Here is a 20,880-nt window from a genome sequence, read left to right as displayed (position 1 = left end):
TATAGGTGACGCGATGTCGGGCACTAAGCAAGTGTGCGGTCTTGACCCGGTCGGCATCGGGCGCGAAGGAAACACCCCGCGAAGTTTCGGCCTGAGGACTCCCCAGCTTATGCCTATCGAGATCAAGATGCCTGCCCTGTCCCCGACGATGGAGGAAGGCACGCTCGCCAAATGGCTCGTCAAGGAAGGCGACACGGTCAAGTCGGGCGACCTGATGGCCGAGATCGAGACCGACAAGGCGACGATGGAATTCGAGGCGGTCGACGAAGGCGTGATCTCCAAGATCCTGATCGCCGAGGGTACCGACAATGTGAAGGTCGGCACGGTCATCGCGACCCTGACCGCCGAAGGCGAAGACGCCGATGCGCCGGCCTCAGCGCCGAAGGCAGAGGCACCCGCGCCGAAGGCAGATGCCAAGGCCGAGCCGGAACCCAAGCCGGCGTCCGAGGCGGCGTCCGCCGCTCCCGCACCGACACCTGCCAAAGCTGATGGGGCCAAAGCTGATGGGGCCAAAGCTGATGGCGAGCGCGTCAAGGCGAGCCCACTCGCCCGGCGCATCGCGGCCGAGAAGGGTGTCGAACTGTCGGCGCTGAGCGGTTCGGGACCGAATGGCCGGATCGTGAAGGCCGATGTGGAAGGCGCCAAGGCGGGAGCCGCACCTGTTGCCAAGACTGAGGCAGCTGCCGCGCCGATCGCCGAAGCCGCATCCGTGCCAGCGGCCGCCGCTAAACCCGCCGCGATCCCGGACATCCCGCACGAGGCGGCCAAGCTGTCGAACGTGCGCAAGGTGATCGCGCGCCGCTTGACCGAATCGAAGCAGACCGTTCCGCATATCTATCTGACGGTGGATATCCGGCTCGACGCGATGCTCAAGCTGCGCGCCGATCTCAACGCCGCGCTCGAACCACGCGGCGTGAAGCTGTCGGTCAACGACTTGCTGATCAAGGCGCTGGCGGTGTCGCTGATGCGCGTGCCCAAATGCAATGTGATGTTCACCGGTGATCAGTTGATCACCTTTCAGCGCGCCGACATCTCGGTCGCGGTCAGCGCGCCGTCGGGCCTGATCACGCCGATCATCACTCATGCCGATACCAAGGCGATCTCGGCCATCTCGACCGAGATGAAGGATCTGGCGGGTCGCGCGCGCGAGCAGAAATTAAAGCCCGAGGAATATCAGGGCGGCACCGCCAGCCTGAGCAATATGGGCATGTTCGGGATCAAGCAGTTCGAAGCGGTGATTAATCCGCCCCAGGGCATGATCATGGCAGTCGGCGCAGGCGAGAAGCGGCCCTATATCATCGACGACGCGCTTGGCGTCGCGACGGTGATGTCGGCGACCGGCAGCTTCGATCACCGCGCGATCGACGGCGCGGATGGTGCAGAGTTGATGCAGGCGTTCAAGGCGCTGGTGGAGGCACCGCTTGCCATGGTGGCTTAAATCGATGGCTCGGACGCTGATCGAGCTTCTGCATATTGCAGCCGGCCTCGCCGCGACGGCGTTGATCGCGTCGCTCGCGGTATGGGCGGTGCCCGCCGCAGGTCGGACGATCTGGTGGGTTGCCTATGCCTCGATGATAGTCGTTGTGTTCATGGGTATCCGACCATTTCGCCTTGCCTGGGCCAGGGACCGGGCCGATGCGCGCAAGCGTGGCACGCCGCCAGCCGTCGATGAGTGATGGCCCGCCGGCAGGCGCTCCTGCGATTCGCGCCACCGCGATGGCGGCGGACGCGAACCCCTATGGCAAGATCTTCGTCGGCTGGCTGATGGGACAAATGGCGCTCGCCGCCGGTTCGGTCGCCTCACGTCATTGTCAGGGCCGCGCACCGGTTGTCGCGGCGGACGGTTTCAGTTTCACTGCCCCGGTGTCTATCGGCGACGAGGTATCCTTTTACGCGGCGATTGTCGCGACCGGCCGGACCTCGATGACCGTCGCGGTCGAAGTGTGGCGGCGCGATCGCCATGGCGACGGGACCGCCAAGGCGGCCGCCGGTAATTTTACACTGGTTTCGATGGGGGAGGACGATCGGCCTTCCCCGCTAAATTCAGAAGGAAGCAAACGTGGCTGATACCTACGACCTGATCATTCTCGGTTCCGGCCCCGGCGGCTATGTCGCGGCGATCCGCGCCGCGCAGCTTGGCCTGAAGACGGCGATCGTCGAGCGCGAGCGGCTCGGCGGTATCTGCCTCAATTGGGGCTGCATCCCGACCAAGGCGTTGTTGCGCACTTCGGAAATCTATCACTACATCACCCACGCCGCCGATTACGGCTTGAGCGTGGAGAAGCCCGGTTTCGACCTGACCAAGATCGTCGAGCGCAGCCGCAAGGTCGCCGGCCAGCTCAACATGGGCGTCAAGGGTCTGATGAAGAAGAACAAGGTGACCGTGGTCGAGGGCACCGGCACGCTTACCGGAAAGGGCAAATTGTCGGTCAAGCAGGGCGACAATGTGACCGAGCTGGAGGCGAAGAACATCATCGTCGCAACCGGCGCTCGCGCGCGTGACCTGCCGTTCGCCAAGGCCGATGGCAAGCGCATCTGGACCTATCGCCATGCGATGGTGCCGGAAGAAATGCCGACCAAGCTGCTGGTGATCGGATCGGGCGCGATCGGTGTCGAATTCGCCAGCTTCTACAATGATATGGGCGCCGATGTGACGATCGTGGAAATGCTCCCACGGGTCGTGCCGGTCGAGGACGAGGAAGTCAGTGCCTTCATGGAAAAGGCGCTGACCAAGCAGGGCATCAAGATCCTGACCAGCGCGGGAATCGAGAAACTCGAGAGCGGCGCCAAGGGCGTCACCGCCTCGATCAAGGGCAAGGACGGTAAGGTCGAGACGGCCGAGTTCAGCCATGCGATCGTCGCGATCGGCATCGTGCCCAACACCGAGGAGATCGGGCTCGAGGCGCTCGGCGTCGAAACCGACCGTGGCCATATCAAGACCGATGGTTATGGCCGCACCAATGTCGAGGGTTTGTTCGCGATCGGCGACGTGACCGGCCCACCATGGCTGGCGCACAAAGCAAGCCATGAGGGCGTGGTCTGTGTCGAGGCGATCGCCGGGCAGCAGCCGCATCCGTTCGAGACTTGGAACATCCCAGGCTGCACTTATTCGCGGCCACAGGTCGCGTCGGTCGGCTTTACCGAGGCCAAGGCCAAGGAAGCGGGATATGAGGTGAAGGTAGGTAAATTCCCCTTTATCGGTAACGGCAAGGCGATCGCGCTCGGCGAGGCCGAAGGGTTCGTAAAGACGGTATTCGATGCCAAGACCGGTGAATTGCTAGGCGCGCATATGGTCGGTGCCGAAGTCACCGAACTGATCCAGGGTTATGTCGTCGCGCGTCAGCTCGAGACGACCGAGGCCGAACTGATGGAAACGGTGTTCGCGCATCCGACCATTTCGGAAACGATGCACGAAAGCGTGCTTGGCGCTTACGGACGTACGCTGCACATGTGATGCAGAGCGCGGCGAGGGACGCCGCGTCGATCGACACGGTTTTGGGGGCAGAAACGAGATGCTGAAATATCTGGGTGCGGCGCTGCTGGCACTGGTTGCCGTCCCCGCCGCCGCTGAGACGGTGGTCGTCACGGCCGACAAGATGATCGACGTCGTCACGGGCAAGACGGTCGATCATCCGGCAGTGTTTATCGAGAATGGGCGCATCACCAGCATCGCCGATGCGCGCGTCATCCGCTGGGGTGACAAGGTCAAGCATATCGACCTGAGCGGTAAGACCATCCTGCCCGGGCTGATCGACATGCACGTCCATCTGACCTCGCTGGCTGAGATCGGCGGCTATCGTACGCTGCAATATACCGACAGCTTCTGGGCGGCGGTGGGCGTCGCCAATGCGCGGAAGACGCTCGATGCCGGTTTCACCTCGGTACGCAATGTCGGCTCGTCCGATTTCCAGGATGTCGGCTTGCGCGAAGCGATCGACGGCGGCTGGGTCCAGGGGCCGCGCATCACCACCGCCGCTTATGCGATCGGCGCGACCGGCGGACATTGCGACGACAACAGCCTGCCGCCGTCGCTCGACCGCAAGAATGTCTCGGTGGTCAATTCACCCGAGGAAGCGCGCGCAAAAGTACGTTGGCTGCATAAATATGGCGCGCAAGTGATCAAGATCTGCGCCACCGGCGGAGTCTTCTCGCTCGGCGACAGCGTCGGCGGACAGCAGCTAAGCCTGGAAGAGATGAAAGCGATCGCCGACGAGGCACATATGCTGCACTTGCGCGTCGCGGCGCATGCCCATGGCGATGAAGGGATCAGGGCTGCGATCCTCGCCGGGATCGACACGATCGAGCATTGCAGCCTGGCTTCGGACGAGACGATCAAGCTTGCCGCGCAGCACCACACCTGGTTCGATATGGATATCTATAACGACGATTATATCCTCGCGACCGGCACCAGCAACGGGACCGAACAGGAAAGCCTCGACAAGGAAAAAGCGATCGGCCTGAAGCAGCGCCAGACCTTTCAGCGCGCGGTCAGGGCGGGCGTGCCGATGTTGTTCGGTACCGACGCCGGCGTTTATCCGCATGGCGACAACGGCAAGCAATTCGCCAAGATGGTCGAATGGGGCATGACCCCGATCCAGGCGATTCGCGCGGCCACGTCCGATGCCGCCGAGGCGCTGGGCAAGACGGCGGATGTCGGTGCGATCGCGGTCGGGCGTTACGGCGATATCGTTGCGGTCGATGGCGATCCGCTGAGCGACATACGCTTGCTCGAAAAGCCCAGCGCGGTGATCAAGGGCGGTGAATTGGTCAAGTGACGCGGGTCGTTGCGGCATATTCCGCGACGATCGGTTGATACCGCTCCATTTCCGGGAAGGTCGCGAAGCTGTGCTTGGCCTGGGTCTTCGCCCAAGGCAGTGCTTCGTCGGTATAGGTTTCGACAAAAGGCACGAACCAGCTCGGATCGTCGAGCATGGTCGCGCGGACATTGACGAAACCCATGTCGGGTTCGATCCGGGTGAAGACCCAGCTCTTGCACCAGTCGCAGTGATGGTGTTTCGCCTGATCGCCGTGCAGGCCGCCGATCACGGCGTCGCCCCGGGTCAGGGCAAAGCCATCGCTCGGCACGCAGACCGTGGTGGAAAAGGCGCTGCCGGACATCTTCTGGCAGCCGGTGCAGTGACACACAGCGGTGAACAAAGGCGGGCGCGTGACGCTGAAGCGCAGCCGGTCGCAGCGGCAGCCACCGGTCATCGGCAAGGTCGGGTCAGTCATTATGGCGGATCCTTTCGGGCTGGACAGAGTGACGGCCGGACAGAACAATAACGCCGAAACGGGGAGATAGTGTCATGACGACAATCGCGATTTTATGGCCGACCTTTGCGATGGTCGCGCTGGTGACGATCATATGGTTCACGATGTTCGTGCAGCGCTTCAGCCATATCAAGCGCAACCCGCCGACCGCGCGCGACTTTGCCGATGGCGAGGCGGCGTTGCGCTATTTTCGCCCGGTCGAGATGCCCGCGAACAACCTCACCAATCTGTTCGAGATGCCGGTGATGTACTTCGCGCTCGTGCCCTTGTTGATGATTACGCATCAGGCGAACCACGTGCAGGTGATCCTTGCCTGGATCTATGTCGTGCTGCGCGCGGTCCACAGCTTCATTCATATCGGTCCGAAAAAGGTCCAGCCGCGCTTCATGGTCTATGTGGCGTCGTGCGCGGTGCTGATGGCGATGTGGATCGGCTTCTTCGTCGACATGCTGGGCGCGGCGAACACATTGTCGCGCCTCAGCTGAATCGCCGGTCAGGCGGAAGCCGTCAGGCGGCCGCCACGTCATTGGAACTAAAGAGGCGCTGATCTTCGTCCGGCGCGCTGACAAGTGTCGGCACAGTCGGCGCGGTCCGGTCAAACACACGCGCGCCGGCATCGGCCGCGACATGTTTCAGGCGACCGTCGATCGACGCCCCATTTTCGATCGCGACCGTCTCATATTCGACATCGCCGATGATCCGCGCGGCCCGCTCGATGGTCAGCTGACGCACCGATACGGAGCCCTCAATCGTTCCGGCCAGGCGCGCGGTGTCGGCCTTTACCGAACCGACGATCCGGCTGTCGGTGCCCTGAACGAGGCTGTTGCAATCGACATCGCCTTCTACCCGGCCATCAATATGGAGGTCGGCGCTTGCCGCGATATTGCCGGTGACGACGACATCGGGACCAAGGACCGAGAACATGCCGCGCTTGCCGCCCGACGCCTGGAGTTGCGCCGCCGTGGGAAGAGCCGTGCTTGTGTCACGCGTGCCCTTGTTGCTGTTGAACATCGAATTGAACCCCCGCTCTCGAATCCACGAATCGGCCGTGGACGTATCATGGATTGAGCCCCTTGCCGTAACGAAGATCGTCAGGCCGTGCGCGCGATAAGGGGATTGTCGTTTGCGGCCGGTTTCAGCAGTGGGCGGGCGAGTTGGACGGTCGCCGCGATCATCGCGAATGCCCCGATTATCGCCATTGCATTGATCCCCGTGATGTAATTGACGATGCCAAGTATCGATCCGGCCTGGACCAGCACCGCGATCCGCACACTGGACCGGTCGCGGATGACAAGGGCCATAATCAGGGCAAGGACGTCGGCGAGGAAGAAATAGCGCTCATGCATGCGCGGGAGCAGACCCGTGGTCAGCAATGTGGCCAGCAACGCTACGGAGACGATCGTCCTGTCGGTCAGCGGCTGCGTCGAAAAACGGGCGATATAGGCGACGCTCGCGCCGATCGCGGCGGCAAGGGCGAGGCCAAGCATGGGCAGACCGCCGAGCGGCAGCTCCTGCAGGATCGCCCAGATATTGGGTGCTTTGAGCGCCAAGCCATCATAGGTATCTGCCTGGCGTAGATAGACCGTTGCAAGATCTGCAGCAGGCCAGCCGGCCGCCCAGGCGGGGAGCATCATTATCACGGTCGTGAGCGGCATGATTGGCCACAGGCGGATCGGCACGCGGCGATTGATCAAAAGGGCGAGGAAGAAGGGCGCGACCAGCAGGGCCTGAACCTTGAAGGCGAGCGCGAGGCCGCACCAAGCGAGCATTGCGACGTGCCGCCGTCGAAGTGCGGCGGCCAACGCCATAAGGCACGGGGCGGCCCACATCGCATCGCACTGGCCCATCAGGCCGGTGTTGAGCGCGACGGTGGGCAGGGCGAAGACCAGCGCGGCGGCGCGGTTGGCGTCTGTTACGCCAAGCAGGCGCAGCAAATGGCGCGCGGCGAGCGCGAGTGCAGCAGTACCGAGCAGAGACAAAAGCTTGATCAGAGTCATCGCCGGCACAACGGCGGAAAACGGCGTGATTGCCGCCAACAAATAAAGATAGGGTGGGCTGTAGTTCGAAAAAGGAGTGGAGAAGGAAGCCACTGGCCCGGTCGCGACGATATGATCGAACCAAGGCAGCAGAAAACTGGCCATATCGTTGCCGGTAAGCGGCCAGAGGCCAATTAGGATCAGCGCCGACAGACCCAATGTCGTGGCGACATGGGGCAATTGCGTCAGTGGAAATACAGGCTGGGACCGGCGGTCGATCGACATGAAAGGCCCTGATTCAAAAACAGCTTCCGAAAGCTGCCGCGTCATCTGGCACGGGCCGGGTTGAAAGCGCGTTAAGGTTTTCGCGCAAAATCGTCCCGCGAAATTTAAACGCTTCGCTTCGGCTCGTCGGCACACTAGGCTCGGTTCGTCCCGGGAAGGACATGCCGGCGGGGGCCGGAATAACAGGGGAGGGTCGCGTTGACAGAAGCAAAAAAGATGGCCCCGAGAATCGGGGTGTTTCAGAAAATCGCCTGCAGGTTTGGCCATCATCGTCGCGACGGCAATAATGTCCGGCGTGTTCAGAAGATGTGGCGCAGCGTGTGTATCGGATGCGGCGCGAGTATGGTGAAGACGGAGGATGGCTGGGTGAGGCGGATCGACCTGCCAGGGGCGGATATTTCGACCAAGGCGGGCGAACACGGGCTCTGACCGGATCAGCTCGCTCTCCCGGCGTTATTCCGTCGCTCCGGTTGCGTGGGGCCTTGCACTGTGTTGATGTGCGGCAAGAAGAATAGCAGAGGTGATGGATGGCGACAGCTCCCGCGGTTGATCGGCCGACGATACCGTCGCCGCCAGGGCTGCCGGTCGTTGGACATCTTCATCAGATCGCCCGGTCGGGACTCATCGGATACCTGCTGCGCGTCAGCCGCGAATTTCCCGGCGGCATCTTCAAACTGAGATTCGGCAGCCGCGTAGGGCTGTTCGTCACCAGCCCCGATCTGGTCGCCGAGCTGTGCGACGAGACGCGCTTCCGCAAGATGCCGGGGCCGGGCCTGCGTGTGGTGCGCAAATTCGCCGGGGACGGGCTGTTCACCGCGTTCAGCGAAGAACCCAATTGGGGCAAGGCGCACCGCATCCTGCTGCCCGCATTCAGCCAGCGCGCGATGCGCGGCTATTACGACATGATGCTTGAGGTCGCCGATCAGATGGTCGCGAAATGGAGCCGATTGTCGGGCACCGATGTCCTAGTCGCCGACGACATGACTCGTTTCACGCTCGATTCGATCGCGATCGCCGGGTTCGGACATCGTTTCGACAGCTTCGAGAAGGAGGAACTCGACAGTTTCCTCGAGGCATTGGCGCGGGTGCTGGGCGAATCGCTCAACATGATCACGCGGATGCCGATCCAGCAGCGCTTCGCCAAAAAGGCCGAGCGTCAGTATGAAGCGGACATCGCCGAGATGAATGCGCTGGTCGACGGTATCATCGCCGAACGCCGCAAAAATCCGAACGACGGCAAGGATTTGCTCAACCTGATGGTCAGCGCGATCGACCCGGAAACGGGCGAGGGGCTGGACGATATCAATATCCGCTATCAGGTGCTGACTTTCCTGATCGCCGGGCATGAGACGACATCCGGCCTGCTGACCTTCTCGCAGCATTTGCTGCTGCGTCATCCGCATGTGCTGGCCCAGGCCTATGCCGAGATCGACCGCGTGCTGCCGGGAGGCAAACGGCCCGATTACAGCGACATAGCCAAGCTGGAAGTGATCGAACGCATCCTGAAGGAAGCGATGCGGCTCTGGCCGACCGCGCCCGCCTTCACGCTGGCGCCTTATGAGGACGAAGTGATCGGCGGGCATTACACGGTGCGCAAGGATCGCCCCATCAACGTCTTCTCGCCCGGGCTGCACCGGGATCCGAGCGTCTGGGAGGATCCGGACGAGTTCGACATTGACCGCTGGCTGCCCGAAGCCGAGGCAGCGCGACATCCGCATGCCTATAAGCCATTCGGCAATGGCGAGCGTGCGTGCATCGGCCGGCAGTTCGCGATGGTCGAGGCGAAGATGGCGCTGGCCATGATCCTGCAGAAATTCGCGATCAGCGATCCGCACAATTATCGGCTGCGCATCAAGGAGACTCTGTCGATCAAGCCCGACGAATTCTACATGCGCGTGCGCCTGCGTCAGCCGCACGAGCGGATCACGCAGGCGCACGCGTTGGAAACGGTGGACCAGGAAGCGCCGGTCGCAACGGTCTCGGGCAGCGGCCAGCGTTTCGCGGTGATCTATGGATCGAGCCTGGGAACGGCGCGCGACATTGCCGAGGAGATCGCGGCACGCGCCAATCTCGACGGGTTCGAGACCATCGTCCGGTCGATGGATGAGAGCTTCAAGGGTGGCGCCGAGCCCGAGGACAAGGTCATCGTGGTGGTGACTGCGACTTATAATGGCCGTGCGCCGGACAGCGCGATCGAGGTCGAGCGCGGGCTCGATGCCGGCGCGTTCGACGGCGCGGATTGGTCGGGCGCGCGTTTTGCCGTGCTCGGCATCGGCAATTCACAATGGCCCAATTACCAGAATTTCCCCAAGCGCGTTGACGCCGCGATCGAAGCCGCCGGGGGGACGCGGTTGCTGCCCCGTGCGGAAGCCGATGGGCAGGGCGATTTCGATGGCGCGGTCGCCGGCTTCGTGCGCGATCTGTGGAAGGCGTTGGGCAGCGAGGCTGAGCCGAGCGAGGCGACCTCGACCCTGTCGCTGCGGGCGGTCGATATGTCGGAGGTGCGCGCGCAGGCATTGCCCGAACATGCCCAGCGACTGGAGATCGTCGCCAATGACGAGATGATCCGGCCCGCCGACGGGTTATGGGATTTTGCCAAGGAGCTGCCCCGGCCTTCGACTCGCTTCATCCGCATCCGTTTGCCCGACGGGCAGCATTATCACAGCGGCGACCATATCGCGGTCTATGCGCGCAACCGCCCCGAACTGGTGACGCGCGCGATCGAGCGGCTCGGGTTGGCGGGTGCTGCCCAACTGCGCGTCGATGGGCAGGGTGGGCGGTTCAAGCATTTGCCGCTCGGTCAGACCGTGACGGTGCGGCAGTTACTGACCGATTTCGTCGAACTGTCCGATCCGTTGCCCAGGCGCGCGCTTGGCGTGATCGCTGCGCAGACGCGCTGTCCCAACACCAAGCGCGCGCTGGCGCAGCTCGAGGAGACTTACGATGCTGAGGTCGCAGGCAAAAGGCTGACCTTGCTCGATCTGCTCGATCATCATCCGGCCGCCGAATTATCGCTCGACAGCCTGGTCGAGCTTTCGGCAGCGATTGCACCGCGTTTCTATTCGATTGCCTCGAGCCCGCTGATCGAGCCTGAGATCGCCGACCTGATCGTCGGCACCATGGCGGCGCCCGCCTGGTCCGGCCTTGGCGAGCATCGGGGGTTTGCCAGCGGCTATATGCAGGGCGTCGCGGCGGGCGATCATGTCTTCGGCTATGTTCGGCGGCCCAATCCGCCGTTCGCGCCGCCCGCCGATCCGACCGTGCCGATGATCCTGATCGGCCCCGGCACCGGCTTTGCGCCGCTGCGCGGCTTCATTCAGGAACGTAGCAGCCAGAAAGCGGCGGGCGAAGAAGTCGCGCAAAGTCTGTTGTTCTTCGGCTGTCGTCACCCCGATCATGACTGGTTCTGCCGCGACGAGATCGAGGCTTGGGCAAAGCAAGGCGTGATCGATCCCTATCTCGCTTTCTCGACGGTGGAGAGCCATCCGTGGAAGTTCGTCCAGGACGCGCTGTGGGCTGAGCAGGAGCGGGTCTGGGCGGCGATCCAGGCGGGCGCACATATCTATCTGTGCGGCGACGGGCGCTTCATGGCGCCGGCAGTGCGCGACACGTTGATCCGGATCCAGATGCAGCAGATCGGCGACGAGCATGCGCAGGGGTCGGAATGGCTTGAGACTTTGATCGAGAACGGGCGTTTCCACCAGGACGTGTTCGGGTTCGGCAAGTGATGCCGAGTGACATTCCGGCGAGTGGGTGAGTTGATCGAATAATAGCACCGCAAAGCGGGCGGAACGGGGAGAGTGTGATGCTGCAACTGTCGGGCCAGGATGCTTCGTTCGTCTATCTGGAGACGCCGCATACGCCGATGCACATCGGCTCGGTCGGCATCTACGACCCGTCGACCGCGCCGGGCGGCTTCGTGCGCTTCAAGGATGTGCTGAGCTTCATCGAAAGCCGGCTGGGTGGCGCGCGCAGTTTTCGTCAGCGACTGGTGCGGGTGCCGTTCGATCTCGACCATCCCTACTGGATCGAGGACCCCGAGTTCGACATCGAATTCCATGTCCGCCACATCGCATTGCCCAAGCCGGGCGACTGGCGGCAATTATGCATCCAGGTTGCGCGGCTCCATTCGCGGCCGATGGACCTCAACAAGCCGTTATGGGAATTCACCATCGTCGAGGGCCTCGACAATGTCGAAGGCCTGCCGCCGGGCTGTTTCGCGCTGGTCTCCAAGGTTCACCATGCTGCGATCGACGGCATGTCGGGAGTCGAGATGTCGGCCGCGGTGCATGATCTCGATGCGAGCATGAAGCCGCCGGAAAAGGCCGATGACTGGCGACCGGAGAATATGCCCAATGTCGCGGATCTGCTGACACGGAGCTATTTCAATTCTCTGCGCCAGCCGATGCGCGTGATGGAGACGATCGGCCGGTCGCTGCCCGGCATGGCCAAGCTCGCCGCGACAGTGAGCAAGGGCGATGTCAGCATCGCCAACACCAAAATGGCGCCGAAGACGCGCTTCAACGGTAAGGTGTCGGCGCATCGCGTCTGGGATGCGGTGCCGTTCAAGCTCGCCGATATCCGCGCGATGAAGGAGGCGGTGGCCGATGCGACGGTCAATGACGTGATCCTGGCGATCGTCGGCGGCGGCCTGCGGCAATATCTCGACGACAAGGGCGAATTGCCCAATGAATCGCTGACCGCGATGGCGCCGATTTCGGTCCGCGGCGAGGGCGAGAAGGCGGCGCTTGGCAACCTTGTTTCGGCGATGGTCATCCCGCTCGGTACGCATATCGCCGACCCCCTGGAGCGACTGCAAAATGTCCATGACCAGGCGGTCAACTCCAAGGCGATGACCAACGCGGTCGGCGCACGCACTTTGGCTGATTACAGCCAGTTGATCCCGTCGGGCCTCGCCGGGCTGGCGGCGCGGCTGTATACTCGGGTCGGGGCGGCCAACACGCATGCGCCGGTGTTCAACACCGTCGTCACCAATGTGCCCGGCAGCCGCGTGCCGATGTATTTCTGCGGCGCGCGCATGGTGGGGATGTACGGTACGGCGCCGGTGTTCGATTCGATGGGGCTGATCAACCCGGTCTATTCATACGGCGATACGATCGCGATCTCGTTCACTTGCGACCGCGATATGATGCCCGATCCACAGAATTATGCGGCGGCGCTGCGATCATCTTTCGATGCGTTGAAGGCGGCGACTATCGGCGCACCGACCGCCAAACCGGCCGCGGCGATCAAACCCAAAGCCGCATTCGGATCCAAGGCGGCGTCCAAGCCCAAAGCTGGACCCAAATCCGTCGCCAAACCAGTCGTCCCAAGGAAACCCGCGGCAAAGACCGCTACAAGCCGGAAACCGGCAGTCCGCAAGCAAGGAGCAAAGTGATGGCCGACAAGAAAAGCACCACCGACAAGGTCAAGGACACGCTCAACGAACGCGTGATCGATCCAGCGAAAAAGGCCGGCGAAGCGATGCAGTCATCGGGTAAGAGGCTCGCCGAGGGCAGTTCAGCGGTTGGCCTGAAGATGCTCGATCAGGCCGAACAGAACACGCGCGAAGCGTTCGCCGCAATGCGCGCCGCAGCGCAGGCCAAGGACGTGTCGGAAGTGATGAAGATCCAGGGCGACTTCATCCGCGACCAGGGCAGCCGCAGCATGGGGCAGGCGCGCGAAATCGGCGAACTCATCATGCAATTCGGCAAGGACGCCGTCGCGCCGTTCCGCAGCAAGGATTGACTACTCCTCCCCGGCACGGGGAGGAGTAAGGGTTAGGCGTGTCCCGCGAATGGATAGACCAGTGCCTTCAACCCGCTCCGTTCGAACGGGTGCCAGTCGCCATCGGCTTGCGCCAGCCGATCGGCGATGGCGTAGAGTACCGCCGGATTGACGCCGAGGCCGCAATGGCTGCCATGGACCTGGATATTGTCGGTCTGTGCATCGCGTGGTTCGATGCAGTTCTGCCACGCAACGACACCGTCCTCACGCGTGAAGATCGAGGTTGAGGGAACCGGCGGCGGCGCCTCGCTTTCGCGCATCTGGGACCGGGCATCGTCGCTATCGACATGATGTCCGGTCAGCACCTGATAAGCGCGCCACGCGTTAGTCGCGCGTGGCGAACCGGTGAAGGGCGAACCGAGGGTGATAACCTGTCGCACGGTTTCCGGCGCTCGGCGCGAGAGCTGGCGTGCCATTACGCCGCCCAAACTCCAGCCGACGATGCTGACCTTTTGCCCGGTCAGTTCGTGAACGGCTTTCAGCCGCGCCACGAGCTTCTCACCCTCACGGCCGATCGCTTTGGGACCAAGGTTACGCCCGAGTTCCCACGCGTGCGCTTCATAGCCCAGCCCGGTGAGGAACTTGCGCAACACCATGGTCGAAACATCAGAGGTCACGAAGCCTGGGAGGACCAGCACCGGATGCCCGTCGCCGCGTGGCGCAGTGGCCAGGATCGGTGCGGCAAGGCCAAGTGAAGTGAATTCGGCCAGCGCTCGCGGCAGCTCGGTTAACGCGAGCAGCGCGGACGGCGCGCGGATCGCTTCGCCATTATGTACCTGACTTGCCATCAAATTTCCTTTCCGAGACTCCGGTCTAAATGCGCCGGATGGAGATATTGTTCATTCGTCCAGGCCGAACGCCCGATGCTGTGCAGCGACGCGCGCAATGTCGTGGCTGAGAATGGCGAGATCATGCGGGTTGCCGGCGCGGTCACGGACATGGTCGCGCAGCAGTGCTTCGGCGCGGAAACCGAGGCTTTCGAACAGCATGACCGAGCCGATCTGGTCGGGGGTCATCTGCGCGGTGAGCTTTTCGACGCCACGTTCCATTGCGATGCTATAGATCGCTTCGAGCAGGTCGCGGCCGAGTCCGGCGCCACGCTTGCCCGGTGAGACGAGCAGGCGGATTTCACCGACATGCGCGCTCCAGCCGAGCGGATCGCGTACCAATGCGGCGGTGCCGACGAACTTGCCGCCATCCTCCGCAACCAGGCTATCGATCCAGCCTTCCTCGATCGCAGCGATCCATGCTTCGACCACGCGTGGATGTTTGAGATCGCGGCCGAGGAACAGCAGGTCGTGTTCCGGCAGGGTTTCGGCAAAGGCGAGCATGGCGTCGCGATCGGCCGCCGCAAACCGGCGGATATGGTGGCTCATGTCGATCGCTCCCCCAGCCAGTCGATAAGTTTTGGCCATAGCCGCTTGATCGCATTGCCCCCTGCAACGAGGCTGACATGCCCGCCCTTCATTGTCACCTGTTCCTTATCGGTCGATCCGACCTTTTCGATCAGCGGCGCTGATGCGGCCGATGGCACGATATGGTCGTGCTCCGCCGTCACATGCAGGAACGGCGCGGTGATCGCGGACAGGTCGATCGGCCGACCGGCGACCTCCATCGTGCCGTGGTGGAGTTGATTGTCCCACATCAGTTTCTTGGTCGTTTCGCGGAAATATTCGCCCGCCAGCGGTAGCGTGTCGCTCGCCCAGCGATCGAACATGCGGAATGATTTGACGAATTCGTCATTCCACAGATTGTCGAGCAGCCGGATATTGCCGGCGATGCGCGCGCCGGGGCGCAGCATGTCGAAGGCAGTGTAGAGATAATCGGCCGGGCAATTGCCGAATGTGTCGACCAGCTTGTCGACATCGAAAAAACGTTTGTCGGCCCAGGCTTGGAACATTTCCATCTTCGAGAAATCCACCGGTGTGGTGAAGCACACCAGATTCTTCATCGGTGCCTGGGAATTGAGCGCTGCCCATAGGATCGAGAGCACGCCGCCGAAGCAATAACCGACCAGGCTGAAGTCTTCCTCGCCAGTTTCCTGTTGGACGCGGGCGATCGCGGTCGGGATGAAGTCGAGCACATAGTCGGCCAGCGTCAGTGTCTTCTCGTCCCGGCGCGGTGGCGTCCAGTCGAGCATGAACACATCGTATCCGGCCTTGAGCAGATACTCGACCAAGCTCTGCCCCGGCACCATGTCGAAGATATAACCGCGATTGGTCGTCGCCATCACCAACAGTAGCGGTACCCGGTACACCTCGTCCGACATCGGACGATAATGATAGAGGTTCATCGTTCCGCGCTGGATCAGCAGGTCCTTGGGACTTGCGCCGAGTGTCGGCCCCGATGACGAGAAATATTCCAGGCCTTTGAAATTGCGTTGCAAGGCGCGGTCGAACGCGGTGCGTGCCTGGTCGAACAGATCGGGAGCTGTCGCGTCGCTCAAATCAGTCGCGACCCATTCACAGAAATTTCAAAGCTCACCCTTTGGCCGGAGGCTTGCGCGTGCGTTTGGGTTTGGGGCGTTCCGGGGGCGATATCCCCGCCTGCGCCATCAGCAGCGCCTCGATCCGTCCCACTGTATCCTCGACACCGCGAAGGCGTGCCGAGAGATCCTCGACCTCGCTACGGCTCGGCATATTGGCCGCAGCGAGTGCCTTGTCCATCATCTGATGTGCGGCGGATTGCGCCTTCATCTGTGCGGTACTGGCACCCTGAACGACACGAGCGAACTCGTCCGACTTCATCATCTCGCCGCCGAACTGATTGGCCATTTTCTCCCATTGGCCGAGCATTTCACGCATGAAAGCGGACGGATCGGGTGTGGAAGGCAGTGCCATGACGGCATCCTTCACCTGCCGCGCGCCGCCGTCAAGCGAGCTTGCTGCACCTCATTTGCGCAGCATTAGCCGCTGGGCGCTGCATTTGCCGGAACGGGTCCGCTTGCCGTAGCGTCAAGCTGCGCGTCGCCGCCGAGCGTGCGGTACAGATCGACCAGATTGGTCGCGCCTACCAGCTGCGTGGCGACCAATGAACGCTGCGCGGAATAGAGCGAGCGCTGTGCATCGAGGCTCTGCAGGAAGGTATCGATGCCGCCGCGATAACGTGCATCGGACAAGCGGTAATTGTCGGAAGCCGCCGCCGACAGCGACTGCGCAGCGCGCGTCTGGTCCGCGATCGTGCCGCGCCGCGCAAGCGCATCGGCGACTTCACGGAACGCGATCTGGATCGATTTCTCGTAGGTCGCAAGCGCGGCGTCGCGCTGCGCCTTGGACTGTTCGACACCGGCGCGCCCGGCCCCTGCGCGGAAGATTGGATAACTGACGCTCGGCGCGACCGAATAGTTGAATGCGCCGCCGGTGAAGAGCCCGCTCAGCGCATTGCTGGCGAAACCGACCAGAGCGGTGAGGGCAATGCGTGGGAACAGTTCGGCCCGTGCCGCGCCAATCTCGGCATTGGTTGCGCGCAGTTCATATTCGGCCTGGAGCACGTCCGGGCGGCGCAACAATATCCCGGAATCGAGCCCGGCCGGCAGCTCGGCTAGCGTTTTCGAAGCATCCTCGATCGATGCCGGCAGGAGTGCCGTGTCGATCGGCGCACCGACCAGCAACTGCAGCGCGTTGATATCCTGGGCGAGCGCTGTGATCTGCTGGGCAAGATCGGACTGGGCCTGGGCCAGGACGAGCTGCGCCTGGCTGAGATCGGTGCGCGGCGCGACGCCGCCGTTGAGCCGGGCCTTGGTGAGCTTGACGCTGCGTTCGGCACTGGCTGCGGTATCGCGCGCGATCTTGAGCAGGCTCTGATCGGCCGCATAGGTCAGCCATGCGGTCGCGATGTCGCCGACCAGCGTTAGCCGCGTCGCACGCGCCGCAGCCTCTGTTGCGAAATAGCGGTTCTGCGCGGCGGTCGTCAGCGAACGAACGCGTCCGAATAGGTCGATCTCGAACGAAGTGATCCCGACATCGGCGCTGTAATTGGTACGTGCGCCACCCGTGACTGCGCTGCCGCCATTGCTGGTCCGGCCGGTGCCGCTGTCGGTGCGGGTTACGCTTGCGCTGGCATCGACTTGCGGCAGCAGGTCGGCGCGCTGAATGCGATATTGCGCGCGCGCCGCGACGATATTGGCGGCGGCGACGCGCAGGTCGCGGTTGTTGGTCAGTGCCTGCTCGATCATGCCCTGCAGCCGGGCATCGCGGAAGATATCGCGATACGACACGCTCGGCAGCACTGCCTCGCTCTGTTTCAAATAGGCATCGCCAACCGGCCAGGACGGCGGCACGGGTAGAGTGGGGCGCGCATAGTCGGGTGCCATGCTCGCACAGCCGCTCAATACTGCGGAGGTGAGAAGCAGGATGATTGCGTGCTTCATGTCGTCGCCTCGGGCTTGGGGTCGGACGGTGGCGGCGCGTCATGTGGTTCGTGATGCAGCTTCTTCAGCACGTCGCGAGTGCCGCGGCGCACCAGTACGAAAAACAACGGAATGTAGAAGATCGCGAGGATCGTCGCGGTCAGCATGCCCCCGATCACCGCCGTGCCGATCGCGACACGGCTGTTCGCGCCGGCGCCGGTCGAGATCGCCAGCGGCAGCACGCCGAAGATGAAGGCGAGGCTGGTCATCAGGATCGGCCGCAAACGCAGGCGAGCGGCTTCGATCGCGGCATCAATGATGCGTTTGCCTTTCTTCTCGGCCTGTTCGGCGAACTCGACGATGAGAATCGCGTTCTTGGCGGCAAGGCCCATCGTGGTGAGCAGCCCGATCTGCAGATACACGTCGTTCTCCAGCCCACGCAGCGTAACCGCGAACACCGCACCAACCAGGCCGAGCGGAATGACCAGCAACACCGCGACGGGGATCGACCAGCTTTCGTACAGCGCGGCCAGGCACAGGAACACGACGAGCAAGGAGATGGCGTAGAGGAACGGTGCCTGGCCTGATGACAGTCGCTCCTGGAACGACAGACCCGACCAGGCAACCGAGGTCCCCGGATATTGTGCGGCGAGTTGTGCCATCTTGTTCATCGCATCGCCCGAGCTCTTGCCCGGCGCGGCCTGGCCCTGGATCTCGAACGCTGGCAAGCCCTGGAAGCGCAGCAGTGACGATGGCGCAGTCGACCAGGAAATGGTCGAAAAGGCCGAGAAAGGCGCCATCTGCCCGTCGGCGGAGCGCACATACCATTGTGCGATATCATCCGGACTATGGCGATACGGCGCATCGCCCTGGACATAAACGCGCTTTACCCGGCCGCGATCGTTGAAATCATTGACGTACCGACCACCCCAGGCGGTCGACAAAGTCGCATTGACGTCGGCCTGGCTCAGGCCAAGTGCGCTCAGCTTCTGCTGGTCGATCTCAATCTTGAGCGTCGGCTGGTCGTCAAGGTCGCTTGGCCGGACCGAAGCGAGATCGGGGTCGGCGCGCGCGGCGGCGAGCAATTTGTCGCGCGCTGCCTTGAAATCGGTACGGGTCATGCTGCCGGTGTTCTGAAACTCCATGGTGAAGCCGGCCGACTGACCGAGCCCACGCACCGCTGCCGGTACCGTCACGAAGATGTCCGCATCGCGCAGGCCGCCCAGCGCTTTGGATGCTCGCTGAGTAATTGCCTGGGCGCTGTTCTGGCTTCCCTTGCGGTCGGCCCAGTCGCTCAGCGCAAGGAAGCCGCGCCCGGTATTCTGCCCGCTCGCACCACCGCCGCCGCCGCCGGCATTGGTGAACAGCACGCTGACATTGGCCTTTTCCTGAGTGAGGAAATAATGCTCGACCTGCTTTTGAACCGCGACCGTCCGGCCTTGGGTGGCGCCCGGCGGCAAGTTGAACTGGATCTGCGCGGCGCCCTGATCCTCGCTTGGCAGGAAGCCGGTCGGCAACCGGACGAACAGCAACGCGAGCAGCGTCACCACTCCGGCGTAGACCAACAGAAAGATCAGCTTGCGATCGACCACCTTCGCCACACTGTTGCTGTAGCGATCGGTCATCTTCTCAAAATTGCGATTGAACCAGTCGCGCGCGTCCTGCGACTTACGCGCGAACCAGCTGTCGCCCTTTTTCTCCTCACTGCGCCGCTTGAGCAGTGTCGCGGTCAACGCAGGGGTCAGAACAAGCGCGACGACCACCGACAGGATCATCGCCGACACGATGGTGACCGAGAACTGACGATAGATCACACCGGTCGATCCGCCGAAGAACGCCATTGGCAGGAACACCGCCGACAGCACCAGTGCGATCGCGATCAGCGCGACGGTGATCTCGTTCATCGATTCGATCGTCGCATCGCGCGGCGACATGTCCGGATTCTCGTCCATAAGTCGTTCGACATTTTCGACCACGACGATCGCGTCGTCGACCAGTAGGCCGATTGCCAGGACCAGGCCGAACAGCGTCAGCGTGTTGATCGAAAATCCGGCCAGCGAGAAGATGGCGAAGGTGCCAAGCAGCACGACCGGCACGGCGATCGTCGGGATCAGCGTCGCACGCCAGTTTTGCAGGAACACGAACATGACGATGACGACGAGGATAATCGCCTCGACCAATGTCTTGACCACTTCCTCGACCGACAATTTGATGAACGCGGTTGAATCCTGGGGGAAGGCATAAGCATAGCCGTCAGGCATCGACTTTGCCGCGCGCTCGATCTCGGCCTTGACCAGTTCGGCGGTCGACAGCGCATCGGCGCCGGGCGCGAGCGAGACGGCGATACCCGCGCCGGGATGGCCATTGACCCGGCTGATGGTCTGGTAGCTCTCCGCGCCGAGTTCGACCCGTGCGATATCGGATAGGCGCACGATCGATCCGTCGCGCGCCGTCTTGACGATGATGTTGGCGAACTGCTCCGGGGTCTGCAGGCGCGACTGGGCGGTGACGGTCGCGTTGAGCATCTGCGTCGCGGGCATCGGCTGACCGCCGACCTCGCCCGCCGCGATCTCGGTATTCTGCGCAGTGATCGCGTTGATCGCATCGCTCGGCATCAGCGAATAGGCGGCCAGGCGATCGGGCCGTAGCCACACTCGCATCGCATATTGCGCGCCGAAAACATTGGTGTCGCCGACCCCTGGGATACGGCCGAGCCGATCCTGGAAATTGGCGATCAGATAGTCCGATACGTCCTGATTGGTGACCCGGTCGGTCTGATCGTAGATCGACACGAGCAGCAGGAAATCGGGGTTGGATTTCGTGACCGTCAGGCCCTGTTGCTGAACTTGTTGCGGCAGGCGGCTGATCGCCTGCTGCACCTTGTTCTGCACCTGGACTTGAGCGATGTCGGGGTCGATACCCTTTTCGAAGGTCGCGGTGATCGTCACCTGACCGCGCGAGCTGCTATTCGAGCTGAAATAGAGCAAACCGTCGATGCCGGTGAGCTGTTGTTCGATCACCTGCGTGACGCTGTTCTCCAGCGTTTCCGCCGATGCGCCGGGATAGCTCGCGCGGATGTTGACGTTGGGCGGCGCCACATCGGGAAATTGTTCAATCGGCAAAGTATAGATCGCACCGATGCCGCCCAGCATGATGATGATCGCGATGACCCAGGCGAAAATCGGCCGGTCGATGAAAATGCGTGAGATCACC

The 20,880-nt window shown here is 62.7% G+C and carries 18 protein-coding genes; 9 read left to right on the top strand and 9 right to left on the bottom strand.

What is annotated here, in order from left to right; genetic code table 11:
* Positions 1-109 precede the first annotated feature (109 nt).
* The 5 genes from G4G27_RS10665 to G4G27_RS10645 are packed head-to-tail and all read left to right on the top strand — an operon-like array spanning position 110 to position 4,775.
* Positions 110-1,438, top strand: coding sequence for a pyruvate dehydrogenase complex dihydrolipoamide acetyltransferase (locus tag G4G27_RS10665; protein WP_183113302.1), 1,329 nt, complete (start codon positions 110-112; stop codon positions 1,436-1,438).
* A gap of 4 nt (positions 1,439-1,442) precedes the next feature.
* Complete coding sequence (locus G4G27_RS10660) at positions 1,443-1,676, top strand: hypothetical protein (RefSeq protein WP_183113301.1); 234 nt, start codon at positions 1,443-1,445, stop codon at positions 1,674-1,676.
* Positions 1,669-2,067, top strand: coding sequence for a hotdog domain-containing protein (locus tag G4G27_RS10655; RefSeq protein WP_183113300.1), 399 nt, complete (start codon positions 1,669-1,671; stop codon positions 2,065-2,067). The genes G4G27_RS10660 and G4G27_RS10655 overlap by 8 nt, the downstream gene beginning before the upstream one ends.
* Positions 2,060-3,454: a dihydrolipoyl dehydrogenase gene (gene lpdA, locus G4G27_RS10650; protein WP_183113299.1), complete on the top strand. Its 1,395-nt coding sequence runs from the start codon at positions 2,060-2,062 to the stop codon at positions 3,452-3,454. Before G4G27_RS10655 ends, lpdA begins: the two co-directional genes overlap by 8 nt.
* A gap of 58 nt (positions 3,455-3,512) precedes the next feature.
* On the top strand, positions 3,513-4,775 hold the full coding sequence (locus tag G4G27_RS10645; RefSeq protein ID WP_183113298.1) for an amidohydrolase family protein: 1,263 nt from the start codon (positions 3,513-3,515) through the stop codon (positions 4,773-4,775).
* Here G4G27_RS10645 and G4G27_RS10640 read toward each other — a convergent pair.
* Positions 4,768-5,232, bottom strand: a complete 465-nt coding sequence (locus tag G4G27_RS10640) for a GFA family protein (protein WP_183113297.1) — start codon at positions 5,230-5,232, stop codon at positions 4,768-4,770. The two genes, G4G27_RS10645 and G4G27_RS10640, sit on opposite strands and share 8 nt — an antisense overlap.
* A gap of 74 nt (positions 5,233-5,306) precedes the next feature.
* On the opposite strand from G4G27_RS10640, the gene G4G27_RS10635 reads away from it, so the two are divergent.
* Positions 5,307-5,756, top strand: a complete 450-nt coding sequence (locus tag G4G27_RS10635; RefSeq protein WP_183113296.1) for an MAPEG family protein — start codon at positions 5,307-5,309, stop codon at positions 5,754-5,756.
* 22 nt (positions 5,757-5,778) lie between these two features.
* Here G4G27_RS10635 and G4G27_RS10630 read toward each other — a convergent pair whose 3' ends face one another.
* Positions 5,779-6,282 carry a polymer-forming cytoskeletal protein gene (locus G4G27_RS10630; RefSeq protein ID WP_183113295.1) on the bottom strand — a complete coding sequence of 168 codons (504 nt, stop codon included), beginning with the start codon at positions 6,280-6,282 and terminating at the stop codon, positions 5,779-5,781.
* 80 nt (positions 6,283-6,362) lie between these two features.
* On the bottom strand, positions 6,363-7,952 hold the full coding sequence (locus G4G27_RS10625) for a hypothetical protein (protein WP_183113294.1): 1,590 nt from the start codon (positions 7,950-7,952) through the stop codon (positions 6,363-6,365).
* A gap of 107 nt (positions 7,953-8,059) precedes the next feature.
* Between G4G27_RS10625 and G4G27_RS10620 the strand changes: the two genes are divergently transcribed.
* The 3 genes from G4G27_RS10620 (at position 8,060) to G4G27_RS10610 (ending at position 13,280) form a co-directional block, all read left to right on the top strand.
* Entirely contained in the window at positions 8,060-11,260 is a 3,201-nt protein-coding gene (locus tag G4G27_RS10620) for a cytochrome P450 (protein ID WP_183113293.1), read from the top strand.
* A 77-nt stretch (positions 11,261-11,337) separates the two neighbouring features.
* Positions 11,338-12,930, top strand: coding sequence for a wax ester/triacylglycerol synthase family O-acyltransferase (locus G4G27_RS10615; protein WP_183113292.1), 1,593 nt, complete (start codon positions 11,338-11,340; stop codon positions 12,928-12,930).
* A complete protein-coding gene (locus G4G27_RS10610; protein ID WP_183113291.1) occupies positions 12,930-13,280 on the top strand; it encodes a phasin family protein in 351 nt (116 codons plus the stop codon). Before G4G27_RS10615 ends, G4G27_RS10610 begins: the two co-directional genes overlap by 1 nt.
* 32 nt (positions 13,281-13,312) lie before the next feature.
* Here G4G27_RS10610 and G4G27_RS10605 read toward each other — a convergent pair whose 3' ends face one another.
* The 6 genes from G4G27_RS10605 to G4G27_RS10580 all read right to left on the bottom strand — a co-directional run bounded on the left by G4G27_RS10605 (position 13,313) and on the right by G4G27_RS10580 (position 20,879).
* Complete coding sequence (locus G4G27_RS10605) at positions 13,313-14,107, bottom strand: alpha/beta fold hydrolase (protein WP_183113290.1); 795 nt, start codon at positions 14,105-14,107, stop codon at positions 13,313-13,315.
* A gap of 51 nt (positions 14,108-14,158) precedes the next feature.
* On the bottom strand, positions 14,159-14,695 hold the full coding sequence (locus G4G27_RS10600; protein ID WP_183113289.1) for a GNAT family N-acetyltransferase: 537 nt from the start codon (positions 14,693-14,695) through the stop codon (positions 14,159-14,161).
* Positions 14,692-15,765, bottom strand: coding sequence for an alpha/beta fold hydrolase (locus tag G4G27_RS10595; protein ID WP_183113288.1), 1,074 nt, complete (start codon positions 15,763-15,765; stop codon positions 14,692-14,694). The genes G4G27_RS10600 and G4G27_RS10595 overlap by 4 nt, the downstream gene beginning before the upstream one ends.
* Positions 15,766-15,799: 34 nt before the next feature.
* Positions 15,800-16,159 (bottom strand): poly(R)-hydroxyalkanoic acid synthase subunit PhaE, encoded by a 360-nt coding sequence (locus G4G27_RS10590; protein ID WP_183113287.1) that lies wholly within the window; start codon positions 16,157-16,159, stop codon positions 15,800-15,802.
* A gap of 65 nt (positions 16,160-16,224) precedes the next feature.
* Positions 16,225-17,688, bottom strand: coding sequence for an efflux transporter outer membrane subunit (locus tag G4G27_RS10585; RefSeq protein ID WP_183113286.1), 1,464 nt, complete (start codon positions 17,686-17,688; stop codon positions 16,225-16,227).
* Positions 17,685-20,879 (bottom strand): efflux RND transporter permease subunit, encoded by a 3,195-nt coding sequence (locus G4G27_RS10580; RefSeq protein ID WP_275944107.1) that lies wholly within the window; start codon positions 20,877-20,879, stop codon positions 17,685-17,687. Before G4G27_RS10580 ends, G4G27_RS10585 begins: the two co-directional genes overlap by 4 nt.
* Position 20,880 lies beyond the last annotated feature (1 nt).

This window comes from Sphingomonas sp. So64.6b (assembly GCF_014171475.1).
Taxonomy (GTDB): Bacteria; Pseudomonadota; Alphaproteobacteria; order Sphingomonadales; family Sphingomonadaceae; genus Sphingomonas; species Sphingomonas alpina_A.
This window is presented reverse-complemented; position numbering and strand designations above follow the sequence as displayed.

Excerpts from the sequence above, each read along its gene's own strand:
- G4G27_RS10665 (WP_183113302.1), top strand. The coding sequence starts at position 110 with ATGCCTATCGAGATCAAGATGCCTGCCCTGTCCCCGACGATGGAGGAA.
- G4G27_RS10655 (WP_183113300.1), top strand. The coding sequence starts at position 1,669 with ATGAGTGATGGCCCGCCGGCAGGCGCTCCTGCGATTCGCGCCACCGCG.
- G4G27_RS10630 (WP_183113295.1), bottom strand. The coding sequence starts at position 6,282 with ATGTTCAACAGCAACAAGGGCACGCGTGACACAAGCACGGCTCTTCCC.
- G4G27_RS10585 (WP_183113286.1), bottom strand. The coding sequence starts at position 17,688 with ATGAAGCACGCAATCATCCTGCTTCTCACCTCCGCAGTATTGAGCGGC.
- G4G27_RS10610 (WP_183113291.1), top strand. The coding sequence starts at position 12,930 with ATGGCCGACAAGAAAAGCACCACCGACAAGGTCAAGGACACGCTCAAC.
- G4G27_RS10605 (WP_183113290.1), bottom strand. The coding sequence starts at position 14,107 with ATGGCAAGTCAGGTACATAATGGCGAAGCGATCCGCGCGCCGTCCGCG.
- G4G27_RS10600 (WP_183113289.1), bottom strand. The coding sequence starts at position 14,695 with ATGAGCCACCATATCCGCCGGTTTGCGGCGGCCGATCGCGACGCCATG.
- G4G27_RS10590 (WP_183113287.1), bottom strand. The coding sequence starts at position 16,159 with ATGGCACTGCCTTCCACACCCGATCCGTCCGCTTTCATGCGTGAAATG.
- G4G27_RS10645 (WP_183113298.1), top strand. The coding sequence starts at position 3,513 with ATGCTGAAATATCTGGGTGCGGCGCTGCTGGCACTGGTTGCCGTCCCC.
- G4G27_RS10615 (WP_183113292.1), top strand. The coding sequence starts at position 11,338 with ATGCTGCAACTGTCGGGCCAGGATGCTTCGTTCGTCTATCTGGAGACG.
- G4G27_RS10635 (WP_183113296.1), top strand. The coding sequence starts at position 5,307 with ATGACGACAATCGCGATTTTATGGCCGACCTTTGCGATGGTCGCGCTG.
- G4G27_RS10640 (WP_183113297.1), bottom strand. The coding sequence starts at position 5,232 with ATGACTGACCCGACCTTGCCGATGACCGGTGGCTGCCGCTGCGACCGG.
- G4G27_RS10660 (WP_183113301.1), top strand. The coding sequence starts at position 1,443 with ATGGCTCGGACGCTGATCGAGCTTCTGCATATTGCAGCCGGCCTCGCC.
- G4G27_RS10620 (WP_183113293.1), top strand. The coding sequence starts at position 8,060 with ATGGCGACAGCTCCCGCGGTTGATCGGCCGACGATACCGTCGCCGCCA.